The organism is Micromonospora sp. NPDC005237 (assembly GCF_040607775.1).
Lineage (GTDB): Bacteria > Actinomycetota > Actinomycetes > Mycobacteriales > Micromonosporaceae > Micromonospora.
On the sequence record NZ_JBEXHJ010000006.1, the window covers coordinates 148,154 to 174,922 of the forward strand.

Annotated in this window: 21 protein-coding genes; 16 read left to right on the forward strand and 5 right to left on the reverse strand. The window is 70.3% G+C overall.

Features of this window, described 5'->3' with window-relative positions:
* Positions 1–28: 28 nt before the first annotated feature.
* The 8 genes from ABZT87_RS17890 to ABZT87_RS17925 all read left to right on the forward strand — a co-directional run bounded on the left by ABZT87_RS17890 (position 29) and on the right by ABZT87_RS17925 (position 11,607).
* Positions 29–1,540, forward strand: a complete 1,512-nt coding sequence (locus ABZT87_RS17890) for a sugar ABC transporter ATP-binding protein (RefSeq protein ID WP_355136684.1) — start codon at positions 29–31, stop codon at positions 1,538–1,540.
* A 114-nt stretch (positions 1,541–1,654) separates the two neighbouring features.
* On the forward strand, positions 1,655–2,629 hold the full coding sequence (locus ABZT87_RS17895) for an ABC transporter permease (RefSeq protein WP_355067479.1): 975 nt from the start codon (positions 1,655–1,657) through the stop codon (positions 2,627–2,629).
* A gap of 2 nt (positions 2,630–2,631) precedes the next feature.
* Positions 2,632–3,609 (forward strand): ABC transporter permease, encoded by a 978-nt coding sequence (locus ABZT87_RS17900; protein ID WP_355136686.1) that lies wholly within the window; start codon positions 2,632–2,634, stop codon positions 3,607–3,609.
* A 10-nt stretch (positions 3,610–3,619) separates the two neighbouring features.
* Positions 3,620–4,804: a substrate-binding domain-containing protein gene (locus ABZT87_RS17905; protein WP_355136688.1), complete on the forward strand. Its 1,185-nt coding sequence runs from the start codon at positions 3,620–3,622 to the stop codon at positions 4,802–4,804.
* A gap of 7 nt (positions 4,805–4,811) precedes the next feature.
* A complete protein-coding gene (locus ABZT87_RS17910) occupies positions 4,812–5,663 on the forward strand; it encodes a sugar phosphate isomerase/epimerase family protein (protein WP_355136690.1) in 852 nt (283 codons plus the stop codon).
* Between the two features lie 106 nt (positions 5,664–5,769).
* Positions 5,770–8,166 (forward strand): RICIN domain-containing protein, encoded by a 2,397-nt coding sequence (locus tag ABZT87_RS17915; RefSeq protein ID WP_355136692.1) that lies wholly within the window; start codon positions 5,770–5,772, stop codon positions 8,164–8,166.
* A 172-nt stretch (positions 8,167–8,338) separates the two neighbouring features.
* Positions 8,339–9,712: an RICIN domain-containing protein gene (locus ABZT87_RS17920; RefSeq protein WP_355136694.1), complete on the forward strand. Its 1,374-nt coding sequence runs from the start codon at positions 8,339–8,341 to the stop codon at positions 9,710–9,712.
* Positions 9,713–9,927: 215 nt separating this feature from the next.
* Positions 9,928–11,607, forward strand: coding sequence for a ricin-type beta-trefoil lectin domain protein (locus ABZT87_RS17925; protein ID WP_354857234.1), 1,680 nt, complete (start codon positions 9,928–9,930; stop codon positions 11,605–11,607).
* Between the two features lie 130 nt (positions 11,608–11,737).
* Here ABZT87_RS17925 and ABZT87_RS17930 read toward each other — a convergent pair whose 3' ends face one another.
* Both ABZT87_RS17930 and ABZT87_RS17935 read right to left on the reverse strand, forming a co-directional pair.
* On the reverse strand, positions 11,738–12,838 hold the full coding sequence (locus ABZT87_RS17930; protein ID WP_355136696.1) for a family 43 glycosylhydrolase: 1,101 nt from the start codon (positions 12,836–12,838) through the stop codon (positions 11,738–11,740).
* Positions 12,765–13,790, reverse strand: coding sequence for a LacI family DNA-binding transcriptional regulator (locus ABZT87_RS17935; protein WP_355067467.1), 1,026 nt, complete (start codon positions 13,788–13,790; stop codon positions 12,765–12,767). Before ABZT87_RS17935 ends, ABZT87_RS17930 begins: the two co-directional genes overlap by 74 nt.
* 372 nt (positions 13,791–14,162) lie before the next feature.
* Here ABZT87_RS17935 and ABZT87_RS17940 point away from each other — a divergent pair, with 372 nt between their 5' ends.
* The 5 genes from ABZT87_RS17940 to ABZT87_RS17960 all read left to right on the forward strand — a co-directional run bounded on the left by ABZT87_RS17940 (position 14,163) and on the right by ABZT87_RS17960 (position 18,862).
* The gene (locus ABZT87_RS17940; protein ID WP_354857228.1) at positions 14,163–15,518 is read left to right on the forward strand and encodes an extracellular solute-binding protein; all 1,356 of its coding nucleotides are present in this window, start codon (positions 14,163–14,165) and stop codon (positions 15,516–15,518) included.
* The gene (locus ABZT87_RS17945) at positions 15,515–16,486 is read left to right on the forward strand and encodes a sugar ABC transporter permease (protein WP_355136698.1); all 972 of its coding nucleotides are present in this window, start codon (positions 15,515–15,517) and stop codon (positions 16,484–16,486) included. The genes ABZT87_RS17940 and ABZT87_RS17945 overlap by 4 nt, the downstream gene beginning before the upstream one ends.
* On the forward strand, positions 16,483–17,307 hold the full coding sequence (locus ABZT87_RS17950; protein WP_355136700.1) for a carbohydrate ABC transporter permease: 825 nt from the start codon (positions 16,483–16,485) through the stop codon (positions 17,305–17,307). The genes ABZT87_RS17945 and ABZT87_RS17950 overlap by 4 nt, the downstream gene beginning before the upstream one ends.
* Before the next feature lie 3 nt (positions 17,308–17,310).
* Positions 17,311–18,459, forward strand: coding sequence for a serine hydrolase domain-containing protein (locus ABZT87_RS17955; protein ID WP_355136702.1), 1,149 nt, complete (start codon positions 17,311–17,313; stop codon positions 18,457–18,459).
* A 151-nt stretch (positions 18,460–18,610) separates the two neighbouring features.
* Complete coding sequence (locus ABZT87_RS17960; protein ID WP_355136703.1) at positions 18,611–18,862, forward strand: hypothetical protein; 252 nt, start codon at positions 18,611–18,613, stop codon at positions 18,860–18,862.
* A gap of 323 nt (positions 18,863–19,185) precedes the next feature.
* Here ABZT87_RS17960 and ABZT87_RS17965 read toward each other — a convergent pair whose 3' ends face one another.
* Complete coding sequence (locus ABZT87_RS17965; protein ID WP_355136705.1) at positions 19,186–20,616, reverse strand: endo-1,4-beta-xylanase; 1,431 nt, start codon at positions 20,614–20,616, stop codon at positions 19,186–19,188.
* Positions 20,617–21,352: 736 nt separating this feature from the next.
* On the opposite strand from ABZT87_RS17965, the gene ABZT87_RS17970 reads away from it, so the two are divergent.
* The 3 genes from ABZT87_RS17970 to ABZT87_RS17980 are packed head-to-tail and all read left to right on the forward strand — an operon-like array spanning position 21,353 to position 24,268.
* Complete coding sequence (locus ABZT87_RS17970; protein ID WP_355136707.1) at positions 21,353–22,360, forward strand: ABC transporter permease; 1,008 nt, start codon at positions 21,353–21,355, stop codon at positions 22,358–22,360.
* 40 nt (positions 22,361–22,400) lie between these two features.
* Positions 22,401–23,453 (forward strand): ABC transporter substrate-binding protein, encoded by a 1,053-nt coding sequence (locus ABZT87_RS17975; protein WP_355136709.1) that lies wholly within the window; start codon positions 22,401–22,403, stop codon positions 23,451–23,453.
* Positions 23,453–24,268 carry an ATP-binding cassette domain-containing protein gene (locus tag ABZT87_RS17980; protein WP_354857211.1) on the forward strand — a complete coding sequence of 272 codons (816 nt, stop codon included), beginning with the start codon at positions 23,453–23,455 and terminating at the stop codon, positions 24,266–24,268. The genes ABZT87_RS17975 and ABZT87_RS17980 overlap by 1 nt, the downstream gene beginning before the upstream one ends.
* A 73-nt stretch (positions 24,269–24,341) precedes the next feature.
* Here the strand turns inward: ABZT87_RS17980 and ABZT87_RS17985 are convergent, their stop codons facing one another.
* Both ABZT87_RS17985 and ABZT87_RS17990 read right to left on the reverse strand, forming a co-directional pair.
* Positions 24,342–25,064: a FadR/GntR family transcriptional regulator gene (locus ABZT87_RS17985; protein ID WP_354857210.1), complete on the reverse strand. Its 723-nt coding sequence runs from the start codon at positions 25,062–25,064 to the stop codon at positions 24,342–24,344.
* A gap of 8 nt (positions 25,065–25,072) precedes the next feature.
* Positions 25,073–26,467, reverse strand: coding sequence for an enolase C-terminal domain-like protein (locus ABZT87_RS17990; protein WP_355136711.1), 1,395 nt, complete (start codon positions 26,465–26,467; stop codon positions 25,073–25,075).
* Positions 26,468–26,769 lie beyond the last annotated feature (302 nt).

The following is a 26,769-nucleotide window of genomic DNA, read 5'->3' on the forward strand; positions in this document are numbered from 1 at the left end:
ATGACTACTATCTGTAAGGGCTATCGGGATGTCAGACCCACCACCGGCACCGCTGCTGGCCCTGCGGGGCATCGGCAAGTCCTTCCTCGGCGTGCGCGTCCTCGACGGTGTCGACCTCGACGTGGCGCCGGGCGAGGTGCATGCGGTCGTCGGTGAGAACGGCGCCGGAAAGTCGACGCTCATGAAGATCATTTCGGGTGCGTACGCCCCGGACGAGGGCACCGTGGAGTTCGCCGGCGAGCCGCGCGCGTTCCACGGCCCCCGCGACGCGCAGCGGGCCGGCGTCGGCATCATCCACCAGGAGTTCAACCTCCTGCCCGAGCGCACCGTCGCGGAGAACGTCTATCTGGGCCACGAGCCGGTCCGGCGCGGGCTGGTCGACCGCCGCGAGATGCTCGACCGCACCCGGCGCCTGCTCGCCTCGATCGGGGAGACCGCGCTGCCAGCCGACTCCCGGGTGGGGCGGCTCGGCGTCGCCCAGCAACAGGTCGTCGAGATCGCCAAGGCGCTCGCCCTGGACGCGCGGCTGCTCATCATGGACGAGCCGACCGCGGCGTTGGCAGACCAGGAGGTCGAGCTGCTCTACGGGCTGGTCCGCCGGCTCCAGGAACGCGGCATCGGCCTGCTGTACGTCTCGCACCGGCTCACCGAGGTCTTCGACCTGTCCAGCCGGATCACGGTCCTCAAGGACGGCCGCCGGGTGACCACCGTGGACACCGAGCGGACCAACACGGACGAGCTGGTGCGACACATGGTCGGCCGCGAGCTGTCCAGCTACTACCCGCCGCGGGCCGACCCCGGCGACCGCGGGCCGGTGCGACTCACCGTCCGCGGCGGGGGCAACCGGAAGCTGCGGGGGGTGGACCTCGAGTTGCGCGCCGGCGAGGTGCTCGGCGTCGGCGGTCTGCAGGGTTCCGGACGATCGGCGCTGGCCCGTGCGCTCTTCGGGGTGGCCCCGTTCACGACCGGCGACGTCGAGCTCGACGGCGAGCCGGTGCGGCTGCGCTCGCCGCGTGCCGCGATGCGGGCGGGCATCGCGTACGTCACCGAGGACCGCAAGGGTGAGGGCATCGTGGCCCGGCAGTCGGTGCTGGACAACGCGCTGCTCGCCAGCCGGGCCGTGTTCGCCGCGAGGTCCGGTCGCGCCGCCCGCACCGCACGGGTGCGTGAGCTGCTCGACGCCGTGGAGGTCCGCGCCGCCGGCGACGACCAGGAGATCCGCTTCCTCTCCGGCGGCAACCAGCAGAAGGTCGTCCTGGCCCGATGGCTCGCGCTGACACCACGGATCCTGCTCTTCGACGAGCCGACCCGGGGCATCGACGTGGGCGCAAAGTCGGCCATCCATGATCTCGTCCGCCGCCTCGCGACTGACGGCGCTGCCGTTCTGATGATCTCGTCGGAGTTACCGGAGCTGCTCGGTATGAGCGACCGGATCGTCGTCCTGCGGGACGGCCGGATCGCGGGCGAGCTGCCCGCCGGCGCGACCGAGGAGGACGTCGTCGCCCTCGCGGTCGGCGCCGTCCGGGAGGCCGCCGCGTGAGCGCGAGGAGTGAGCCGGGTGTGCGAGCCCCGCAGTCGCGAATGGAGACGGCCCGATGAGCGCGAGGAGTGAGCCGGCTTTGCGAGCCCCGCAGTCGCGAATGGAGATCGCTCTGTGACCGCCCTGTCGCTTCGTCCGGCTCGACGTGCCGTGCCGGGCGTGTTCGTGGCCCTGGCCCTCACCCTGGTCATCGGCTGGCTGGTCGTCATGCTCGACGGCGGCCAGCTCTTCAACCAGTCGACGACGGTGAGTCTGCTGCACGTCGCGGCCGGCCTCGGGCTCGTCGCCGTCGGGCAGACCCTGGTCATCCTCGGCGGTTCGCTCGACCTCTCGGTGGCGTTCGTGATCAGCCTGAGCACCCTCGTGGCGGCCGAGGCGATGAACGGCAGCGACGGCGCGTTGCTTCCGGCGATCGGGCTGGCGCTCGCGGTCAGCGCCGCCGTCGGGCTGCTCAACGGTGTACTCGTCACCAAGCTGCGGATCAACGCGTTCATCGCGACCCTCGGCGTCGGGTTGCTGCTCAAGGGCTATCTCGACAACGGCTATGACGGCCCGGCCGGCGAGAGCGCCCCGGCTCTCGTGCGGACTCTCGGGTACCAGCGGATCGGGCCGGTCCCGGTGTCCTTCCTGCTGCTGCTCGCCGTGACCGCGGTGGCGTGGTTCGCGCTGGCGCGTACCCGCTTCGGCCACCACCTCATCGCCGTCGGCGGCGATCCGGAGGTCGCCCGGCTCTCCGGCGTCCGCAACGACCGGGTCCTCATCACCGCCCACGTGCTGTGCTCCCTCTGCGCCGGCCTGGCCGGCGTCTACCTGGCCAGCCGACTCGGCTCCGGCGCCCCACGGGTGGGCACCGAGGGGCTCTACGACCTGGAGTCGATCGCCGCGGTGGTCCTCGGCGGCACCGCCCTCGCGGGCGGGCGCGGGGGAGTGCTCGGCACGGTCGGCGGCGTGCTGCTGCTCGCCAGCATCGACGCGGTGTTCAACCAGCTCGAGGTCGACGCGTTCTTCAAGCAGGTGATCCGTGGCGTGATCATCATCGCCGCGGTCGCCGTCTACGCCCGACGGGCCATGCGAAAGGCGGGGTCCTGACCATGCGGGTCGCCGAACGTCGTCCGCTGCCACTGCGGATCCGCACCGACGGGATCGCGCCGATCGTCGCGCTCCTGGCGGTTCTGCTGATCCTCGTCGCGTTCGTCCAGCCCGACTTCCTCGCGCCGTCGTCGCTGATGTCGTTCCTCGGGCGCTCCGCGCCTATCATCCTGCTCGCCGCCGGTCAGTACTTCGTGATCGTCTGCGGTGAGTTCGACCTCTCCGTTGGCTCCCTGGTCACGGCGCAGGTCGTCGTCGCCGCCCGGCTCATCGACAGCGATCCGTCGCGCACGTGGCCGGTGGTCGTGCTGCTGCTCGTCGGCGGCGCGCTCGTCGGGCTGGTCAACGGTCTGGTCACGACGGTGCTGCGGGTGCCGTCCTTCATCACCACCCTCGGCATGTTCCTGATCCTGGTCGGCGCCGTGTACCTGTGGTCCGACGGCGCTCCGAAGGGCGGGCTCTCCGAGGAGTTCCGCCGCTTCGGCCGACGGGCCATCGAGGACGTGCCGCTGCTGGGCCGGATCCCGTACGCGCTGCTCGTCCTGGTGGTCGTCGCCGCGATCGCCGTCGTGCTGACGCGCTCCGACTTCGGTCGCACGCTGGTCGCCGTCGGCGACAATCCGCGCACCGCCGAGCTGAGCGGCGTACGGGTCGCGCGCACCAAGACGATCGCGTTCATGCTCAGCGGCCTCGCGGCGGCGGTCGCGGCGATCCTCCTGGGCGGGTACAGCGGTGTGTCGTTCCAGGCCGGCGTCGGGCTGGAGTTCGGCGCGATCACCGCGGTCGTGCTGGGTGGGGTCGCCCTCGGCGGCGGCCGCGGCTCGGTCGTCGGGGCGATGCTCGGTGCCCTGACCCTCGAGACGCTCTTCGCGCTGATGAACTTCACCGGCGTCTCCGGTGCCCTCAGATCGACCGTCCAGGGCGTGATCATCCTGCTCGCCGTGGCGGTCTCGTCCCTGCGTTCCTCCTCCTCCAGATAAAGGTGATTCGATGAGACGAACCATGACCGCTCTGGCCGCGGCGAGTGTCCTGGTGCTCGCGGGATGCGCCACCGACGAGCCGACGGCGTCACCCTCGGGCACCGCCTCCGCGGCGGCCGGGTCGGGGACCGGGGAGCAGTCCAAGTTCTTCGTGCAGGCCGACTACGACAATGAGCTGGCCCTGCTCGACGCCGCCCCGACGGGCCCGGCCGACAAGCCGTGGGAGCAGGTGCTCAACCCGAAGATGGTGGACACCGCGAAGTTCAAGAAGCCTGGCAAGCACAAGATCTGCTTCTCCAACGCGGCGCTGAACAACCCCTGGCGGCAGGTCGGCTTCAAGACCATGCAGGCCGAGGTCGAGGCGCAGCGGAGCCGGATCAGCGAGTTCGTGCACATCGACGCCGAGGGCAAGGACCAGAAGCAGATCGCCGACATCAACGACCTGCTCGGCAAGAAGTGCGACGCCCTCATCGTCTCGCCGAACACCACCGCCACCCTCACCCCGGCCGTCGAGGCCGCCTGCCAGGCGGGCCTTCCGGTGGTCGTCTTCGACCGGGGGGTCAACACCACCTGCCCGGTGACCTTCATCAACCCGGTGGGCGGCTACGGCTTCGGCCACGTGGGCGCGGAGTTCGTCAGCCAGAAGATGAAGCCCGGCGGCAAGCTGCTGGCCCTGCGCATCCTGCCCGGCGTCGACGTGCTGGAGACCCGCTGGTCCGCCGCGAAGATCGCGCTGGACAAGGCGAAGGTCGACGTCGTCGGCGTGGAGTTCACCGACGGCGACCCCGCCAAGACCAAGAAGATCGTGAACGACTACATCCAGCGGTACGGCACGATCGACGGGGTCTGGATGGACGCCGGAGCGGTAGCCGTGGCGGCGGTCGAGGCGTTCCAGGACGCTGGCAAGCCCGTACCGCCGATGAACGGCGAGGACCAGCTCGACTTCCTGAAGCTGTGGAAGGACAAGAAGCTCACCGCCATCGCGCCGACCTACCCGACGTACCAGTGGCGGACGCCGATCATCGCCGCGCTGAGCATTCTCGACGGAACCCAGGTCTCCAACCCGTGGAAGCTGCCGCAGCCCACGATCACCCAGGACAACCTGGACCAGTACCTCGACGCGAGCATGCCGCCGCTGCACTACGCGATGTGCGGCTGCCGCGACCTGCCGGGCTACCCCCAGCGCTGGAAGTAGGTTCGCGGTGTACGCCATCGGCGTCAACCCCTGGGTGTGGGCCTCGCCGGTCGACGACGAGGCCCTCGCCCGGCTGATCCCGCGGATCGCCTCCTTCGGGTTCGACGCGGTCGAACTGCCGATCGAGCAGCCCGGCGACTGGGATCCGGTCCGCACGCGGGACCTGCTGGCCGCGCACGGCCTCGTCGCGGCCGGGGTCTGCGCGGTGACCCCGCCCGGGCGGGACCTGGTGGATGCCACGCCGGCCGTCGTCGAGTCGACCGTCGCGTACCTCATGGGGTGTGTGGCGAGCGCGGCGGCGGTCGGCGCGCCCTGCGTCGGCGGCCCGGTGTACGCGGCGGTCGGACGCACCTGGCGGATGTCGGCGGCGGCCCGGGCGGACTGCTACGCCGACTTCCGGCGGGCTCTCGCGCCGGTGGCCGACCGGGCCGGCGAGTGCGGCGTGAGCATCGGCGTCGAGGCGCTGAACCGCTACGAGACGAGCGTGGTCAACACCGTCGAGCAGACGATCGAGCTGATCGACGGCCTGCCCCCGAGCGTCGGCATCATGATCGACACGTATCACATGAACATCGAGGAGGCCGACCCCTACGCCGCCCTCGCGCTGGCCGGTCCGCACATCAAGCACGTCCAGGTCAGCGGCACCGACCGGGGCGCGCCCGGCGCGGATCACTTCGACTGGCCCCGCTTCTTCTCCGTCCTGCGGGGCACCGGTTACCGGGGCGCGGTCTGCATCGAGTCGTTCACGGCAGACAACGCGACAATCGCCACCGCGGCGTCGATCTGGCGGCCCCTGGCCCCCTCCCAGGACCGCCTCGCCGTCGACGGCCTGCACCACCTACGGAAGGTCGTCGCCTGACCTGGCGTCGGCACGCCCACGTTGTTAGCGCTAACCACCACCCGCCACCCTCCGAACCCGCCTCGTCGAGGCGTCCCCCACCCCCACCACCACAGGAGACCGTCCCGTGTCCCTCTCATCCATCTCCGTGGCGCGCAGGCTCTTCGCCGGCGCCGCCACGGCGGCACTGACCGCTCTGGTCGCCGTGACCGCCTCGGCCACACCGGCCTCCGCGGCGACCACCACCCTCTACGCGTCCCCGTCCGGCAGCGGCAGCACCTGCTCCGCCAGCCAGCCGTGTTCGCTGGCCGGCGCGCAGGCAGCGGTACGGACGCTCAACAGCTCCATGTCCGGCGACATCGTCGTGGAACTGGCCGACGGCGTGTACCGGCTCACCTCGCCGATGCGGCTGACCGCCGCCGACTCCGGCACCAACGGCTACCAGGTGATCTGGCGGGCGGCGGCCTCGGCCCGCCCGACGATCAGCGGCGCGCGGGCGGTCACCGGGTGGTCGCTCGTCGACTCCGGAAAGAACATCTGGCGGGCCAGCGTCCCCGCCGGGCTCGACAGCCGCCAGCTCTACGTCAACGGCGCCGTCGCCACCCGGGCGCGGACGGCCGTGAATCGCGCCGACTTCACCTTCACCACGTCGGGCATGCGGTTCAGCAACAGCGCGCTGAACTACCTCAACAACCTCGGCAACCAGAACCGGGTCGAGGTGGAGAGCGTCGGCTCGTTCACCGACCGGTACTCGCCGGTGCAGAGCATCAGCGGCAACTTCCTGACCATGCAGCAGCCGGCCTGGAACAACAACACGTTCGGCTTCGACACCCTGTCCCGCCCGCACCGGGCCGGCCCGTTCTACCTGGCCAACGCGTACGAGTTCCTCGACTCGCCGGGCGAGTGGTATCTCAACCCCGGCAGCGGCCAGCTCAACTACATCCCGCTGGCCGGGCAGAGCATGAGCTCCGTCAGCGTGGAGCTGCCGCAGCTGCAGTCCCTGGTCAACGTCGGCGGCACCTACGACGCGCCCGCGCACCACATCTCGTTCAGCGGGATCACCTTCACCGGCACCAGCTGGCTCGGCCCGAGCAGCAGCAACGGTTTCGCCGACCAGCAGACCGGGGCGCACATCGTCGGCACCTGGGCCCGCCCGTCCGACGCGTTGACCTCCTGCCAGGAGGGTTGCCCGCTGTTCGAGGCCACCCGCCCGAGCTGGGCCCAGATGCCGGCCGCCGTGCAGGTCTCGGCGGCCAACACCATCGCCTTCAGCGACTCCCAGTTCGTCAACCTGGGGCAGACGGCCATCGGTATCGGCAACGACGCCAACGCCCACGCCAGCGGCGTCGGCCTGGGCGCCAGCAACATCACTGTCACCCGTTCCGAGATCGCCCGCAACTCGGCCGGCGGCATCGTGGTCGGCGGCGTGCGCGCCGACGCCCACCACCCCAGCGACCAGCGGATGGTCAACCGGAACATCACCATCAGCAACAACCGGGTGCACGACCTCGGCCTGGAGTACCGCGGCGTGGTCTCGATCCTGACCACCTACGTGAACACCGCGCTGGTCTCGCACAACGAGGTCTACAACATGCCGTACACCGGCCTCTCGGTCGGGTACGGCTGGGGCGCCAACGACGCCGGCGGCAGCAACCACTACGCCAACCGGGGTCTCTACAACTACCAGCCCCGCTACTCCACGGCGACCACCGCCGCCAACAACCAGGTCATCGGCAACTACATCCACGACGTGATGCAGCAGATGACCGACGGCGGCTGCATCTACACGCTGTCGGCGAACCAGGGCGGGACCATCAACGAGAACTACTGCCTGCGGACCAACGGCTGGTTCGGGCTCTACTTCGACGAGGGCTCGCGCTACTACACCGCCCGCAACAACGTGTTCTCCTCCACCGGCACCTGGGCCACCGCCAACTACTACTACGCCGAGAACATGGGCAACTTCACGGTCACCAACAACTGGTCGACCAACGGCAGCACGAACGTGACCAACGGCGACCGCGGCAACGTCGTCAACGGCAACGTCACGGTCTCGAACGGCAGTTGGCCGTCCGGCGCGCAGACGGTGATCAACGCTGCCGGCGTGCAGAGCGGCGGCAGCACCAACCCGCAGAACGTGCAGCTCGTCGGCGTCCAGTCGGGTCGCTGCGCCGAGATCGGCAACTCCAGCACCACCAACGGGACACAGGCCCAGCTCTGGGACTGCATCAGCGGCGCCGCCAACCAGCGGTGGACCCACACCGCGAGCCGGCAGCTCATGGTGTACGGCACCAAGTGCCTGGACGCTTCGGGTCAGGGCACCACCAACGGCACCGCCGTGGTGATCTGGGACTGCAACGGCCAGGCCAACCAGCAGTGGAACGTCAACGCCAACGGCACGATCACCGGCGCGCAGTCGGGTCTGTGCCTGGACGCCAACGGCGCCGGGACGGCGAACGGCACGAAGCTCATCCTCTGGGCGTGCAACGGCGGCACCAACCAGCAGTGGCAGCTGCGTAGCTGACATCTGGTTCGCCCCGGCCGGCCGCACCCCGGCCGGGGCGCCCCGGCAGCAGGCCGCCGGCAGATCGGGGCCCGCCATTTGCTGCCGGTCATCGACCAGCAGAAGTGTTAACGCTAACCCAAAACAGGTATCGCCCGCCCCCGCGGGCGTACCCCAGCATGGGAGTGAATTCATGGAAACCAACGGTGCGCTTCATCCCGCCGCTCCACCGAAGCGTCGCTGGCGGTCGGGGCTGGCCGCGGTGGCGGCGACCCTGCTCGCCGCCGGCGCCCTCGTCGGGGTGAACGCGGCGCCCGCGGCGGCGGCGACGGTGGACACCAACGCCTGGTACGTCCTGGTCAACCGCACCAGCGGCAAGGCGATGGACGTGTACGGCCAGGCCACCAACGACGGCGCGCGGATCACCCAGTGGACGCGCAACAACGGCAGCAACCAGCAGTGGCAGTTCGTGGATTCCGGCGGCGGCTTCTACCGGTTGAAGTCGCGCCTCTCCGGCAAGGTCCTCGACGTCAGCGGCGCGTCGACCGCCGACGGGGCGGCGATCGTGCAGTGGACCGACAACAACGCGGCCAACCAACAGTTCCGGCTGGCCGACTCCGACGCCGGAAACGTCCGGTTGATCGGTCGGCAGAGCGGCAAGGCCGTGGAGGTCCAGGGCGCCTCGACCGCCGATGGCGCCAACGTCGTTCAGTACGCCGACCTCAACGGCGCCAACCAGCAGTGGCAGCTGGCCAGGGTGTCGGGTGACACCGGGACCGGTGGAGGATGCGGCAAGAGCCCCACGCTGGCCAACGGCACCCACACGATCCAGAGCAACGGCAAGAGCCGCAGCTTCATCCTGCGGCTTCCCGCCACCTACTCCAGCAGCACCCGCTATCGGTTGATCTTCGCGTTCCACTGGCGGGGCGGCACCGCGGCCGAGGTCAACTCGGGCGGCACGAGTGGGACGCCGTGGTCCTACTACGGGCAGCAGGAGCAGTCGAACAACACCGCGATCCTCGTCGCGCCGCAGGGCCTCGGCAACGGCTGGGCCAACTCCGGCGGCGAGGACATCACCTTCGTCGACGACATGATCCGGTTGATCGAGGGCGACCTCTGCGTCAACACGGCGCAGCGTTTCGCGCTCGGTTTCAGCTACGGCGGTGGCATGAGCTACGCGCTGGCGTGTGCGCGGGCGAACGTGTTCCGGGCGGTGGCGGTGTTCAGCGGCGCCCAGCTCAGCGGGTGCAGCGGCGGCACCCAGCCCATCGCGTACTTCGGTCTGCACGGCATCACCGACTCGGTGCTTCCCATCTCCTCGGGGCGGTCGTTGCGGGACACGTTCGTCCGCACCAACGGCTGCGCCGCGCAGAGCCCGCGGGAGCCGGCCTCGGGCAGCCGTACGCACATCACCACCGCCTACTCCGGGTGCCGGGCCGGATATCCGGTGCAGTGGGCGGCGTTCGACAACGGCCACATGCCGGGGCCGGTGGACGGCACGTACGCCGAGAGCGGCATCACGACCTGGACCAAGGGCGAGGTGTGGCGGTTCTTCGCGCAGTTCTAGCGGTCCCGCTCGGCGACCGCGACACTGTCGCGTCGACGCCTGGACGTCGACGGGCGGCACGTCGAAACATGGAAGTAGTTGAATTCGACGAAACGGCTCCGTAATATGGCCGGCGTCTGCTGTTAACGCTAACAGTGGGCGCGTAGACATTCATGATGCCCGCCTCATCCGGGCGGCTGTCCCTGAAGGACGGCATCACGAAAGGATGCTCCCGCATGAAGCGAATCGTCCGAGCCCGGCACTGGGGGCGGGCAGCGGCGGCCGGGCTGCTCCTGGCCGCCGTCCTCGTGGGCCTGCGCGCCCCGGTGGCCCAGGCACTGGAGAACGGCGTCGCCCGGACACCCCCGATGGGGTGGAACAGCTGGAACTCGTTCGGTTGCAACATCAACGAGGGGCTGATCCGGCAGACGGCCGATGCGATGGTCAGCAACGGCATGCGCGATCTGGGCTACCAGTACGTCGTGGTCGACGACTGCTGGTTCAACCCGAACCGCGACAGCTCCGGCAACCTGCAGGGCGACCCGACCCGCTTCCCCAGCGGGATGAAGGCGCTCGGCGACTACCTGCACGCCCGAGGGCTGAAGTTCGGCCTCTACCAGGTGCCGGTCGACAAGACCTGCGCCCAGTACTTCAACAGCTACCCGGGCGCGACCGGCAGTCAGGGCCACGAGGCGCAGGACGCCCGGCAGTTCGCCGCCTGGGGCGTCGACTACCTCAAGTACGACTGGTGCTCCCCCAACGGCAGCATCAACGATCAGGTCACCACGTTCGCGAAGATGCGTGACGCGCTGGCCGCGACCGGCCGGCCGATCGTCTACAGCATCAACCCCAACAGCATCCACGCCAAGACCGGTCCGCAGCGCAACTGGGGCGACGTGGCGAACATCTGGCGGACCACCGAGGACATCACCAACGCGTGGGACACCGGGCAGACCAACGGCTACCCGATGGGCATCCAGAACATCATCAACGTCAACGTCCCCCTGGCGCCGTACGCGCGACCGGGTGCGTTCACCGACCCGGACATGATGGAGGTCGGCCGGGGCGGCATGAACGACACCGAGATGCGCAGCCACTTCGCGATGTGGGCCGTCATGGCGTCGCCGCTGATCGCCGGCAACGACGTGCGCAGCATGAACTCGGCGACGCAGACCATCCTCAAGAACGGCAACCTGATCGCCATCAACCAGGACTCCCTCGGGTTGCAGGCCAGCCAGGTCTCGTTCGACGGCACCCGCCGCGTGCTCGCCAAGCGGCTGGCCAACGGTGACGTCGCCGTCGCCCTGTTCAACCAGGGCGGCTCGACGACGACGATCTCCACCACGGCCGCCGCCGTCGGCAAGTCCGGCAGCTCCTTCACCCTGGTGGACGCCTGGAGCAACGCCACCACCACCAGCACGGGCAGCATCTCCGCCAGCGTCCCGGCGCACGGCACTGTGGTGTACCGGGTCAGCGGCGGCGGCACCAGCACCCCGCCGCCGACGACGCCGCCGCCGTCGACGCCCCCGCCGTCGACCACCTCCTTCGCGCTGGCCAGCGTCGCCTCGGGCCGCTGCCTGGACATCCCGCAGAGCAACACCACCAATGGCACCCAGCCGGTGATCTGGGACTGCAACGGGGCCGCCAACCAGCGCTGGACGGCCAACGGGCAGACCCTCCAGTCGCTCGGCAAGTGCCTGGACGCGCCCACCAACGCCACGGCGGGCAGCAAGGTCCAGATCTGGGACTGCAACGGCGGGGCCAACCAGCGGTGGACCCTCAACGCGAACGGCACGATCAGCGGGGCGCAGTCCGGCCTGTGCCTCGACGTCAACAACAACGGGACCGCCAACGGCACCACGGTGCTCCTCTGGTCCTGCACCGGGGCCGCCAACCAACGCTGGACCCAGCGCTGACGGCAGTACCGACAGGTCCGGGCCGGGGCGGAGTCGCCCCGGCCCGGACCTGCGTCGTCGCGGTCCTGCGGCCGGTCGCTGACCGGTCCGCCGGGGACCGGGTCGGGCGTGGTCGCGGTAGGCCCGCGAATCAGGTCGCGGCGACCGTCCCCGCCGCCTGGATGGTCAGCCCGGTCGACGCGTCGTAGCGCACCGGAATGGGGTCGGTGAGTTCACCGACGAACGACCCGTCGACGTGGTCGAGGAAGCCGATGAGCGACCAGTCGCCGTCCGGTCCGGGGACCAGCCGGGGCGCGTACAGGTGCGGGTGGGTGACCGGCCGGGCGGCCGCGATGTCCCACGGCCCGCGGACGCTCCGCCCGGTCGCAACCCAGATCCGGTGGTCGTCGCGCCGGGCGCTGGCGGTCGCGTCGGTGGAGAACAGCAGCAGGGGCTGCCCGTCGACGACCGCGACCTGGGGCACCTCCAGGTGACCGAACCCCGCCGGCGTCGACAGCGGCGGTCGGACGGTCCAGGTGAGCAGGTCGGGGGAGGTGGCGTGGCCGACGACGCCCCGCGTGTCCGCCGTTCCCGTGTTGGCGCGTGCCGTGATGAGCATGTGCCAGCCGTCGCCGTCCGGGTCGGGAAACACCCAGGGGTCGCGCCACGCCTGCTCGTACCACAGGTCGGTGTCGAGCAGTTCGTACCACGTCGGGTCGGCCTGCACGACCGGACCGGAACCGTGACGATGCCAGGTGATCAGGTCGTCGGAGACGGCCAGACCGATCCGTTGGACGAGCCCGTCCTCGGCGCGGGAGACCCCGGTGTAGTAGAGGTACCACCGCCCGTCCGGGCCGCGGACGGTGCACCCGGTCCAGGTCGCGAGGTCGTCCCAGGCCGGCGCGTCGGCGGGGACCACGGCGTCGGCGACCAGACGCCACGCGTGCAGGTCCGTCGAGACGGCGTGGCCGATCGAGGCGCGGCGGTGGCGGCGGTGCGGGTCGTGCAGGGCGCGGGACGCGCGCAGGAAGAACACGTGCCAGAGGCCGTTGTCGTCCCGCGCGTACCAGCTGTCCCACACCCAGTGGTCGGCTAGACGAAGCATGGCCGGAAACGTAGCACTAAACCGGTTTAGCTGACGAAGGCGTCGACCCCGCCGACGTCGTGGGGCGCTCGGGTCAGCCGGCGGGGGGCGCGAGGGACCGGCGTCGGCGCAGCGGCATCGCGACGAGTGACGGCTCGGCGGCGCCACCGTCGAGGAGCAGCTCGACCGCGCGCCGCCCCATCTGCTCGTGGGGCAGCGCCGTGGTGGCCAGGCTGGGGCGCAGCCAGGCGGCGATCGGGTCGTCGTCGAACGAGATCACCGAGATGTCGTCCGGGACGCTCAGGCCCGCCTCGCCGAGCGCCTGGTAGGCGCCGAAGGCCAGCCGGTCGTTCATGCAGATGACCGCGCTGGGTCGCGACGGCCTGCTCAGGAGCCCGCGCATGGCGGCGTAGCCGTGCTCGGGCAGCCACTCGGTGCAGAAGCACTCCGCGAGGAGGCTGACGCCCGCGTCGCCCAGCGCCTGCTGGATGCCGCGCAGGCGGGCCCGGGCGGCGAGGGAGACCTCCGGGTCGCCCTCCTTGAGCCGGTTGCGGCCGATCAGCGCGATGGCGTCGCGGTGGCCGTGCTCCAACAGGGCTGTGGCGACGGAGCGACCGGCCCGGTCGTCGTCGGGAAGGACGCAGGGCAGGCCGTCGGCGCTGGTGGCGTTGAGCAGCACCACCGGGCCGCCGAGGATGGCCGGGGGCACCGTCAGTCGCCGGGTGGCCATGGCGGCGTAGATCACTCCGTCGACCTGTCGGTCGAGCATGGCCTCGATGGCGTACTGCTCGAACGTGGCGTCGCCCTGCGTCTCGGTGATGAGCAGCACGTGGTCACGCTCGCGGGCCGCGTCGAGCGCGCCGCGGATGAGACCGCCGGCGAAGCGGGTGGTGGCGACGATGTCGGAGACGAACGCGATGGTCGCGGTCTTGCGGGTACGCAGGCTGCGCGCCGCGAGGTTGGGACGGTAGCCCAGCTCCTCGGCGGCGGCGAACACGCGCTGGTGTGCCTCGGCCGAGAGCCGCGTGCCCTCCCTGCCGTTGAGCACCATCGACGCGGCGGTCTTGGACAGCCCGGCTCGCCGCGCGACGTCGGCCAGGGTTGCTCTGTTGCGGCCCATCAGTCCTCCGAATCAGGCGCGGTGCCACGGGCCCCGCTCCTGCCCATCATGATGCGTCGGCGCCCGGACTCTGGCCCCGGTCGGGTCGGGCGTCGTGTGAAGTCGATGTTTCCGGACCGTTGCCAGGTTGTCCTTGACAGCCTCCCGTGTCACGCGCATGCTCTGCTAAATCAGTTTAGCGACCACTTTTGGCGCGTCTGGAGACGTCGTCGGCCGCCGTGCTGAGGGTCAACGGTGGCCGGAACGTCTGCTGCGGCCGGGCGACCGCCACGACGTACCTGTCGTGGCTGTTCAGCCGGTCGCGGTGGTCCCGGTGGAGCCGTCGCGCGGCCCTGAGCCGCGGGACGCGCGGAGGAATCTAGGAGTCATTAAATGGCAGAATTGCTGACGAAAAGCCCGCGACGCAGAGCGGTCATCCTCGCGCCGCTGCTGGTGATCGGGCTCGCCGCGACGGCGTGCAGCGCTCCGGGAGCCGACCGGTCGTCGACCGCCGGGCCCGACGCCGCGGTCAAGACCGACCTGGGCACCGCGCCGATCAAGCTGGAGATGTACGCGGAGACCGGCTTCCCGCTGGCCAAGGCGCTCGCCGACGAGTTCACCAAGCAGCACCCGAACGTCACGTTCGCCATCCGCGAGGACCAGTTCACGGTGATCGTGGAGAACGCGCCGCGCGTCATGGCCTCGGACAACGCGCCCGACATCATCCGGCTGCCCACGATGGTCGACCTGGTGAAGGACGACCTGCTCAAGAACCTCGACCCGTACGTCAGCGCGTACGGCTGGGACAAGTTCCCGGCCTCGCAGCTCATGCAGTTGCGCGTCGGCGACAACACCCGGGGCACCGGCTCGCTCTACGGCATGGGGCTCGGCTACAGCGTCACCGGCGTCTTCTACAACAAGAAGCTGGCCAGCCAGGTCGGCATGACCCAGCCGCCGGCCACGGTCGCCGAGTTCGAGCAGCTGCTGGCGAAGGCGAAGACCAGCGGGGTCCAGCCGATCATGCAGTTCAACAAGAACACCGCGGGCATCAACTTCCCGCACCAGGCGCTGCAGAACCAGTTCGGTGACCCGGCCCAGGTCGCCGACTGGATCTTCCAGAAGCCGGGGGCCACCTTCGACACCCCGGCCGCGTTGAAGGCCACCCAGACCATCCAGAAGTGGGCCCAGGCCGGCTACTTCCCGAAGGACGCCAACGCCCTGGACTACGCGGGCATGGTGGGGCAGTTCCAGAAGGGCAACGGCCTGTTCATGTTCAACGGCGACTGGGAGTCGGCCAACCTGGACAAGGCGATGCCCGGCAACGTGGGCTTCTTCCTGTTCCCGGCCGAGACCGCCGGTGGCAAGCACGTCGCGATGTCCGCCCCCAACACCTTCGGCGTCTCCGCGAAGGCCAAGAACCCGGACACCGCCGCGTACTTCCTGAACTGGGTCCACACCAACGCCAAGGCGCGGGAGATCGCCGTGACGGTCGGCGGTTCCAGCCCGGGCGGCCCGAGCGACCTGCCGGTGCCGGCCGCCGCCCCGAACACGGTGCTGGCCGAGACCCTCAAGGCGGCGCAGCAGCTCGGGGCCGAGAACGGCGCGGTGGACTTCACCGCCAACGCGACCGGCGGCATCTTCGCCGCCGCGATCACGCCGGAGATGCAGAAGCTGGTCGCCGGCCAGCAGACGCCCGAGGGATACGTGAAGGCGGTCCAGGCCGAGTACGCGAAGGAACTGTCCCGATGACGTCTGCCCTCGGCAGCGCACCAACCGGGCGGGACGACCAGGTGTCGCCGACGGGTCGTCCCGCCCGTTCCACGTCCACGCGGGCCCACCGACGCCGGTGGGCCCGCGCGGCCGGGACCGGCTGGTTGTACGTCCTGCCCGCCCTGCTGATGTACGCGGTCTTCGTCCTGCGCCCCCTCGCCCTGACCGTCCAGTACTCGTTCTACGACTGGAACGGGATCGGCGTCGCCCGCTGGGCGGGCCTGGACAACTACGTCACCGTGTTCACCGACAGCGACCTGCTGAAGATCATCTCCAACGCGATCATCCTGATCGTCTTCTTCAGCTTCATCCCGGTCGCGCTCGGGCTGCTGGTGGCGAGCATGGTCCGCCGGATCACCACCGGCGCGTTCGGGACGGTCGTCCGGACGATCCTGTTCCTGCCACAGGTCATCCCACTCGTCGCGGCCGGCATCGCGTGGAGTTGGCTGCTCTCGACCAACGGGCTGGTCAACCAGGTGTTGCGCGCGCTCGGGTTGGGCGGCCTCGCCCGCGCGTGGCTCGGCGACTTCGACACGGCGCTGCCTGCCGTCGGGGTGATCGGCGCCTGGGTCCTGCTCGGTCTGTGCACGATCCTGCTGGTCACCGGCATGAGCAAGATCGACCCGGCGCTCTACGAGGCCGCCCGGCTGGACGGCGCGGGGCCGGTCCGTGAGTTCCTCGCGGTGACCCTGCCCAGCCTGCGCCAGGAGATCGGGGTCTGCCTCACCGTCACGATCATCGCCGCCCTGGCGAGCTTCGACATCGTCTACATCTCGACCAGCGGAGGCCCGGGTCTGCAGACCACCGTTCCCGGCCTGGAGATCTACCGCCTCGCCTTCTCGCAGCGTCAGGTCGGGCTGGCCTCGGCGCTCGCCGTCGTGCTCATGCTGCTGGTGCTGGCGTTCGTGCTGCCGATCCAGCGACTGACCCGCGAGGAGAAGCCGTGAACCTGAGCCGACGTGAGCGGGTGACCGGGCGAGTCTTCCTGATCGCCCTGATCCTCGTCACCCTGCTGCCGTTCGTGAGCATGCTCTCGGCCGCCCTGCAACCGCGCGGCACCGTACCCGACGGGCTGGCCTGGCCGTCCGACCCGCAGTGGGGAAACTTCGCCGACGCGTTCACCGCCGCCAACATGGGCGCGCTGCTGCGCTCCAGTCTGCTCATCGTGGCCGGCGTCGTACCGGTGTCGGTGCTCATCGCCACCATGGCCGGCTTCGGGCTGGGCCAGTTGCGGGTGCCCGGCGGCCGGCTCGTCTTCGGCCTGCTGCTGCTCGGACTCACCCTGCCGTTCGAGGCCGTGGTCACCCCGCTCTACTACCAGATGCAGGACCTCGGGCTCCTCAACACCCGGTGGGCCATCATCCTGCCGCTGATCGGCCTCTACATGCCCTTCGCGGTGTTCTGGATGCGTGCCCACTTCGCCAACGTGCCGGTCGAGTTGTCCGAGGCCGCCCGGGTGGACGGCAGCAGCACCTGGCAGCTGTTCTGGCGGGTCCAGGTGCCGCTCGCCCGACCGGCCATCGCGTCGCTGACGATCCTGATGTTCCTGTGGACGTGGAACCAGTTCCTGCTCGCGATCGTCCTCGTCGACGACGCCACCAAACGCACGATGGCCGGGGCGCTCGGCGCTTTCCAGGGCCAGTGGGGCACCGACCTGGTGCTGCTGTGCGCTGGTTCGCTGCTGATCCTCACCCCTACCCTCATCGTGTTCCTGATCTTCCAGCGACAGTTCATCAAGGCCCTGATCCAGGGCTCACTGAAGGGATAGGCAGTGGCCACGCAGATCCACGGCGACGTCGACGAACGCTACGGGCGCGTCGCCGACGCGTTCCGCGACAACTTCACCTCCCGGGGCGAGGTCGGCGCCGCGGTCACCCTCTACGTGCGGGGCCGCAAGGTCGTCGACCTGTACGGCGGGCTGGCCGACACCCGCACCGGACGGCCCTGGACGGCGCACACGCCGGCCGTCGTCTTCTCCTGCACCAAGGGAATCCTGGCGATCTGCGCGTACCTGCTGGCGCAGCAGGGGCGGCTGGACCTCGACGCGCCCGTGACGCGCTACTGGCCGGAGTTCGGTCAGCACGGCAAGGCGGACATCCCCGTACGCTGGCTGCTCACCCACCAGGCCGGCCTGCCGGCCCTGGACCGGCCCCTGACCCTCGACGAGGTGCTCGCCTGGGACCCGGTCGTCGCGGCGATCGAGGCGCAGACGCCGCTGTGGCAGCCGGGCACCGCGCACAGCTACCACTCGATGACCTACGGGTGGCTCGTCGGCGAGGTCATCCACCGCGTCACCGGCCAGCTTCCCGGCGCGTACTTCCACGACACCCTCGCGCGGCCGCTGGGACTGCGGACCTGGCTCGGGCTCCCCGCCAGCGAGCGCGACACCGTCGCCTGGGATCTGGCGCCACCGCCGGACGCCGATCCGTTCGTCGACCCGGTCGCCGAACGGGGCATCACCATGGGTGGCGCGTTCGCCTTCCCCGCCGACGCCGACGGTCTGGTCAGCTTCAACGACCCCGCCATCCAGACCGCCGGCATCCCGGGCGCGGGCGCGGTGAGCACCGCGGACGGCTTGGCGCGGCTCTACGCGGCCTGCGTGTCCGACCTGCGGGGTGGCCCCCTGCTCACCGGGGCGTCGGTGGACGACGCGGTCGTCGTCCGCTCCCAGGGTCAGCAGCGACACGGCCCGCCCGACACCGGCCAGCGCTGGGGCAGCGGCTTTCTGCTGCACTCTCCGCCGGCGCGGCCGCTGCTCGGGGAGCGCAGCTTCGGCCACGACGGCGCCGGAGGAAACCTCGCCTTCGCCGACGCGCACCACGAGGTGGGGTTCGGCTACGTGGTCAACCAGATGTACTCCGCGGGCGACGAGCGCGCCAACCGGTTGACCGCTGCCGTCCGCTCCAGCCTGGACGCCTGAGCCGGCCGGCTGCGGTGTGAGTCGGCGCCGCACGGGGTAGGCAGGACGTCGACGGCGGCCACGCAGCGAGATGCCGCCACGATCCGACGGGGTGACCGACTGTGCGCGACTCCCACCTGCCGGCGGGTGCCGGCCGACATGGACGTCGGCGATGACCGAGCCGACTGTGGATCCCGCGCAGGCGCTGGCCGAGTTGAGCCGGATCAGACTCGACGAGATCAGCCTCGACGACATGCTGCGCCGGGTGGCCACGCTGGCCAACCGGAGCGTTCCCGGCGCCAGGGAGGTCTCGGTCACCCTGGTCCGGGATCGCGCGGGTTGGACCGCCGCGTTCACCGGCGATCTGGCCCGCGAGCTGGACGAGCGGCAGTACGAGCAGAATCGGGGCCCGCAAGGTGCGTGACGTCGCGGAGGCCCTGGTTGCCAGGGTGGTCCAGAGGACTCGGGTGTGAGCCGGCGCCGACCTGCGCCGGACGTCCGTCGCTGTCACCACCTGGGCCCCGCCGTGGGTGCACCTCGCGCTGCTGCTCCTGCTTCTTGGCGTACGGGCGGTGGCGCGGCGACGTCGACGACGCCTGGCCGGCCCGCTGGCGCTGGCCCGGGAGCAGGACGGCCAGGCGTCCGTACGCCGTCCATCTGATCTTCTGGTAGTACGGCACCCCCGGGGCGCGCGGCACGTCCGCGACGCCCCGGGGGTGCCGGGGTGGTGAGCTGAGAGGGGACGGATCAGCTCGCGGTGCAGGTGGGGGTGCCGGACGGGCTGGCACCGGTGCCCTGGAAGCCGAACTCGGTGCTGGCTCCCGCGCCGACCTGGCCGTTGTAGTCGACGTTGCGGAAGTCCACAGTGCCCGACGAGCCGCTGGCCTGCGCGCTCCAGGTGTTGGTGACTGCGGTGCCCGAGGGCAGCGTGATCCGGACCGTCCAACCCCGCAGGGCCGTCGAACCGGCGGTGACCTTGACGGTGGCGACGAAGCCGCCGTTCCAGGAGTTCAGCGACACCGAGGCCGAGCATCCGGCACCGGTCGGCGGCGGGGTCGTGGGCGGCGGAGTGGTCGGCGGCGGAGTGGTCGGCGGCGGGGTGGTGGGCGGCGGGGTCGTCGGCGGCGGGGTGGTCGGGGTGGGGGTTCCGCCGGAGTTCAGGGCATTGAGGACCGAGGTGTACGCCGCCTTCTTGTTGCCCGAGCGGTCGAACAGCAGGGGGTTGTCGTTGCCGCGCCACGAGTCGCTGTCCCGGACACCCCACACCGTGATGCCGGTGCAGCGGGGAATGGCCAGGCAGGCCCGCGTGACCTGGGCGTAGGCGTTGGCCTGGTTGGAGCCCTGGGTGATGTCCAACTCGGTGATCTGCACGTCGACGCCGAGGTCGGCGAAGCGCTGCAGGTTGGCCTGGTAGTCACTGGGCACCGAGGTGCCCAGGTGGGACTGGAAGCCGACGCAGTCGATCGGCACGCCGCGGGACTTGAAGTCGCGCACCATGTTGTAGATGCCGGTGGACTTCGCGTTGATGCCGTCGGTGTTGTAGTCGTTGTAGCAGAGCTTGGCGCCCGGGTCGGCGGCGCGGGCGGCGCGGAACGCGGCCTCGATCCAGTCGTTGCCGGTGCGCTGCAGGTTCGAGTCCCGTCGGCCGCCGCTGCCGCCGTCGGCGAAGGCCTCGTTCACCACGTCCCAGGCGTAGATCTTGCCGCGGTAGTGGGTGGCGACCTGGGTGACGTGGTTGATGGCGGCGTTGCGCAGCGCGGTGCCGGACATGCCCTGCGCCCAACCCGGCTGCTGCTGGTACCACAGCAGCGTGTGGCCGCGGACGATCATGCCGTGCGACTGGGCGTGGGCGACGATCTGGTCCCCGCCGCTGTAGCTGAACCGACCCTGCTGCGGCTCGGTGGCGTCCCACTTCATCTCGTTCTCGGGAGTGAGCTGGTTGAACTCCCGGTTCACGATGGTGGCGAACTGGCTGTCGGACAGCTTGAAGGCGGGTACCGCCGCACCGTAGTAACGGCCCTTCTCGGCCGCCGAGGCACCCAGAGTGGTGCCGGCGTTGGCGGCGGAGGTCACCGCCACCGTCGCGGCGACCGCCGCGAGGGTGGCCGCGAGCGGCATCAGCACCCGACGGCCCCGGAACCGGGGTCGCGGTGCGCGTTCGTCGGGGATCTTGTCCATGGTCCTGCCTTTCGAGGTGGTGGCGGCCGGAGTCGAGGGTCGCTGCCAGACCGGCGGTGGGCTGCCCGTGGGAAACCGCTCGGGGTGGATGTGGGCGGGCCCGGGGACGGTGCGACAGGTCGCCAACGGCGATGCCTGAGGGCGGACGTCATGACGGAGCGACCGCGTGCGCGGACGCGGGAACACGGCGTACGCCGGACAGGTGTGGCTCGGACAGGTCACCGACCGTCGACCGGGTCGCGGGACCCGATGCCCTTCGAGGTGCCGGTGACTCCGAGCGGGAGGGACGTGCCCTCGACTCCGTGGCGGAACATAGCATGTTATCGATAACATGCTCAAGGTGAGCGGTGGCCGGGCAGCGAGCATCTCCGGCGATGACGCCCGCGCGGCGAGTTCCAGGCGTTACCGCTAACACTGGCCTGATCCGACGGCGGGTCGATGGTGGACGAAGGGCGTTCGCCGCAGCCCTTTGCCGGCAACGCTTTTTTGGTCGGACGTATGGTGCGCGAAGCGTGCATAACGATGCCACAACATGCCTGTAAGCCCTTGGCAACATGAGTGTGACCGTGGGAAGGTAACGCCTGATCGCAGGAAACATCCGATCTATCGCGCAGGCGCTGCGGGGAGTGGCCCGTGTGTGACGTCCTGGGGAGGTCCGGTTGCTGAGGAATGCGTCGATCACCGGCGGGGACGCGCGTCGAGCCGGGGACACAGTGGACGAGAGCCGCGCCCGCCGATGAGTGCGGCCGAGGCGACCGCGGAGCCCCAGGGCGGCGCGCTCAACGACTGGTTGCGGGAGCGCATCTCGCACGCGCTCTCCGAGTTCACCGCGGCCACCGCGCTCGTCGTCCTGTTCATCGCGTTGAGTTTCGCCAGTCCCTACTTCCTGACGGCCGACAACCTGTTCAACATCGGCGCGCAGACCGCTGTGATCGCCATCATCGCCGCCGCGCAGACGATGGTCATCATCACCCGGGGCATCGACCTGTCGGTCGGCTCGGTCGCCGCTCTCGCCGGAGTGGCGGGAGCGATGGTCGTCCGTGACCTGGGTTTCCCGCTCCTGGCGGCGACGGCGGTCGCGATCGGTGTCGGTGCCCTGGCCGGGCTGCTCAACGGGCTGCTGGTGACCTTCGCCCGGATACCCCCGTTCATCGCGACGCTGGGGACGATGTCGGTCGGCCGGGGCCTGGTCTTCATCATCACCGGGGCGGTCGGCGTCTACGGTCTGCCCCGATCGTTCCAGCTGCTCGGCAACGGCGAGATCATCGGTATCCCGTTCGCTGTGGTGATCACCGCGGTGGTCGCCGTCGGGGTCGCGTTTCTGCTCTCGCAGACCCGCTTCGGGCAGTACACCTACGCCATGGGGTCCAACCTGGAAGCCGCCCGCCGCTCCGGCATCGGGGTCGGCCGCCACCTGACGTACGTGTACGTCCTGGCGGGTGTGCTGGTCGGTCTGGGTGGCATGATCGCCGCCTCCCGGGTCAACTCCGGCCAGCCGAACTACGGCATATCGCTGGAACTCGACGTCATCGCCGCCGCGGTCATCGGCGGCGCCAGCCTGTTCGGAGGGCAGGGCCGGATCGTCGGGACCATCATCGGCGCCTTCCTCATCGCCCTGGTCCGCAACGGCGCCGTCCTGCTCGACATCAGCATCCACTACCAGCAGGTGATCGTCGGCCTGATCATCTGGGCCGCCGTCTACTTCGACCAGTACCGCCGTCGGCGGCTGGAGTCACGGGGCTGACATGCCGTTCCCGGAGTTCGACAGAGGAAGGACGCACACCATGTCACACACCACCACCAGCCGACGGCCACGAGGGCGTCTTCTGCGCGCACAGGTCATCGTCGCCGTCGCCGCGGCGACCGCTCTGCTCAGCGCGTGCGGCGGAGTCGAGGTCCGCGACGGAGGCGACGGCGCGACCAAGGACGCGGCCGGGCCGCTGAAGCTCGCCGTCGTGCCAAAGGCTGTCGGGGCCGACTACTGGAACACGGTGAAGGCGGGCGCCGAGTGCGCCGCGCAGCGCGCCGGCGACGTCACGGTCCAGTGGGACGGGGTGACGACCGAGACGGACGTCGAGGGCCAGGTCAACCTGATCCAGAACTTCGTCACCAAGAAGGTCGACGGCATCGTCTACGCGGCCACCGACTCCCGGGCGTTGGCGCCGGCCACCGACCAGGCGCTCGGCGCCGACATCCCGGTCGCGATGATCGACTCGGGCACCAGCCCCCAGCCGCCGAGCGTGCCGCTCTTCGCCACCGACAACAAGGCGTCGGCCGTCGAGGCGGCCAAACTGCTCGCCACCGAACTGGGCCCCGGCAACCACGATGTGGCGCTTGTGGAGTTCCAACCCGGCTCGCAGACCAACACCGAGCGGGTCGACGGCTTCAAGGCCGGCCTCGCGCAGTTCCCTAACCTCAAGCTGGTCGGGCAGCAGCCCAGCCGCAGTGACGTCAACGAGGCGCGGCGGGTGACCGAGAACATCCTGACCGCGAACCCCAACCTCGCCGGCATCTTCGCGGCCAACGAGCCGAGCGTGCTCGGCGCCGCGCAGGCCATTCAGGCGGCCGGCAAGTCCGGCAAGGTGGTCATCATCGGTTGGGACGCCGCCCCCGACGAGATCGCGGGGCTACGCAGCGGCCAGATCTCGGCGCTGGTCGTGCAGAACCCGTTCAAGATGGGCTACTTCGGCGTCGACAAGATGGTCAAACACCTTCGGGACAAGGCGCCGCTGGCGTCGGCCGACACCGGCGTCACGTTCGTCACCAAGAAGAACATCGACTCGGCGGAGATCAAGGCGGTGCTCGAGCCCAGCTGCGCCAACCCTCCGGTGCAGTGATGGACGCCGCCCCGACGACCACCGTCGAGACCGACCAGCCGGCCGCCGACGAACCGCCGGTGCTCGAAGCCCGTGGCATCGTCAAGCGGTTCGGCCACGTCGAGGCGCTGCGTGGCGCGGACTTCACCGTCCACAAGGGCGAGGTCGTCGCCCTCATCGGCGACAACGGCGCCGGAAAGAGCACGCTGATCAAGACGCTGTCCGGTGTGCACCCGCCCGACGAGGGTGAGATCCGGGTGGGCGGTCGTCCCGTCCACTTCGCGACGCCGGTGGACGCCCGGCGCGCGGGAGTGGAGACCGTCTACCAGGATCTCGCGGTCGCCGACGATCTCAGCGTCGCCGCCAACCTCTACCTCGGGCGGGAGATCCTGCGCTCCGGGCCGCTCGGCCGGCTGGGGCTTCTCGACAAGCGCGCCATGCGGCAGGGGGCCGCCGCGGCGCTCGCCGAGCTGGGTGTGCGGATTCCCCGGGTCACCACGCCGATCGCGATGCTGTCCGGTGGGCAGCGGCAGTGCGTGGCGGTGGCGCGGGCGATCATCTGGGCGACGAACGTGGTCATCCTCGACGAGCCGACCGCGGCGTTGGGCGTCGTGCAGACCGGGCGGGTGCTCGACGTCGTCCGCCGGGCCCGTGACGCTGGCATGTCGGTGGTGCTGGTCAGCCACAACATGCCGCAGGTGCTCGAGATCGCCGACCGGGTGGAGGTGCTGCGCCTGGGCCGACGGGCGGCCCGGCTGCGTGCCGACGAGGTCACCACCGACGACCTGGTCGCGGCGATGACCGGGAGCACCGGCGCGGAGCGGGACGAGCGGTGACGGCGGTCGCCCGCCCGTGACCGAGCGCGAGGGGCCGGCATCGGTTCCGTTGGCGCGCGGAGCGGGCGGGCGATCACTGCGCCTGCGCGTCGACGCCCGTCTCACCCTCGTCGGGCAACCCCTGTAGCGACTCCTCCACACCGATCAGGTGGTTGGCCATCCGGGTGCGGGCCCGCTCCGGGTCGCGCGCCCGGAGGGCCTTGAGGATCGCCACGTGCTCGTCGTGGGTACGCCGGTCCGCGCCCTCCTCGTGCAGGCTCCGCCAGAGTCGCCCGCGCAGGGTGCGCCCGGCGAACGCCTCGATCAGGCCGATGAGCACCGGGTTGTCGGCGTGTGCGGCGATGATCCGGTGGAACGCGATGTCGATTTCCATGATCCGCTCATGGTCCTGCGGCGACCGACCGGCGATCCGGGCTGCCTCGTCGAGCAGCTCCCCGGCCTGGGCGAGGGCCTCGTCGGTGATCCTGGTCGCCGCCAACCGGGCGGCCTCGCACTCCAGCAGGCGGCGGACGGTGTGGATGTGCCGCCCGTCGCCCTGCCCCTGGAAGTCGACGACGAAGCCCATCGGGGCCAGCAGTTGCGGCGCGTCGAGGTTGGTGACGTACGTGCCGTCGCCCTGGCGGATGTTGACGATGCCGAGGATCGACAGCGCCGACATCCCCTCGCGCAGCGATCCCCGCGAGACGCCGAGGGACTCGGCGAGGTCCTTCTCGATGGGCAGCCGATCCCCGGGCTTGAACGTCCCTTCGAGGATCATCCGCTTGATGCCGTTCACCACTTCGTCGGTGCGGGACATGACACCTCCTAGCGGCCGGCGGGGGTGGCCGGCCCACCCGCGATCACGTACGGCTCCGGAGATGACACCGTAGCCGGGTCTGCCGCGGCCCAGTAGAGGCCGTCGGGGAACCGGTACCGCGCGATCGACTCGGGGTGCATCCGGGTGGAGTAGCCGGGCGTGCCGGGCAGAACGTAACCGCTGCCCCAGCCGGTGTCCCGGACGACACACGGGTCGGTGAAGTGCTCGTGCAGGTGGTCGACGAACTCGGTCACGCGGCCGGTGAGATCCCCTGAGATGGCGACGTAGTCGAGCACCGACACGTGTTGGACCATCTCACAGAGCCCGACACCGCCGGCGTGCGGGCACACCGGGACGTCGAACTTCGCGGCGAGCAGCAGCACGGCGACGATCTCGTTGATGCTGGCCAGCCGGCCGGTGTCCAACTGGCAGAAGTCGATGGCCTCGGCCTGGAACAGCTGCTTGAACATCACCCGGTTGTGGCAGTGCTCGCCGGTGGCGACGCCGACGGGAGCGACGGCACGGCGTACGGCCGCGTGGCCCAGGATGTCGTCCGGGCTGGTCGGTTCCTCGATCCACAGTGGTGAGAACTGGGCGAGGGCCTTGACCCACTCGATGGCCTGGTCGACGTCCCACACCTGGTTGGCGTCGATCATCAGGTTGCGCTGCGGGCCGAGGATCTCCCGGGCGATCCGGCACCGCCGGATGTCGTCGTCGAGGTCGGCGCCGACCTTGAGCTTGACGTAGCCGTAGCCGGAGTCGACGGCCTCCTGGCACAGCCGGCGCAGCTTGTCGTCGCCGTAGCCGAGCCAGCCCGCCGAGGTGGTGTAGGCCGGGTAGCCGGTGCGCGCCAGCTCGGCCAGACGGTCGGCCTTCGTGCTCTGCTTGGCGCGCAGGATGGCCAGTGCCTCGTCCCGGGTCAGCGCGTCGGACAGGTAGCGCAGGTCGGCGATGTCGACGAGTTGCTCGGGGGACATGTCGGTGAGCAGCCGCCACAGCGGCTTGTCCGCGAGTCGCGCGGCCAGATCCCAGGCCGCGTTCAACACGGCCGCCAGCGACAGGTGGATGACGCCCTTCTCCGGCCCGAGCCAGCGCAGCTGGGAGTCGGAGGTGAGCAGGCGGTAGACCGCCCCCATGTCGGCGGCCATCGTCGTCACGTCCATGCCCACCAGGCGGTGGGCCTGGTGCACCGCCGCCGCGACGACGATGTCGTTGCCCCGGCCGATGGTGAAGGTGAGGCCGTGACCGGCGAGCGGTGCGCCGGCGCTGTCGAGGCCGTCGGTGTGCAGGATGACGTAGGCCGCCGAGTAGTCGCCGTCCTTGTTCATGGCGTCGGACCCGTCAGCGGTCAGCGAGGTGGGGAAGCGGACGTCCTCGACGGTGACGCCAGTGATCTGCGGCATGCGCTCCTCGCCCGACTAGGCTAAAGATCTGATGATCATTTGGAGTATACGGAGGCTCGATCGGCTGCGTCAACGACATCGATCGACCTGTGCCAATATAGATCTAATGTTTTACGCTCTCTGGCGGCGTCCGGTGACCGCGTCCGTTCCTCGCCCGCCGGGGCGTCCGCCCGGCCCGATGGACGGATCGACGCGGCGAGGGCGCGACGGGTTCCGTGTGACACCGGCGCTGCTTGCCGACCCTCCCGCAGGGCGGTCGACCTGCTCCGCCGCGCTGCGGGCCGCGTCGGCCGGCACCGCCC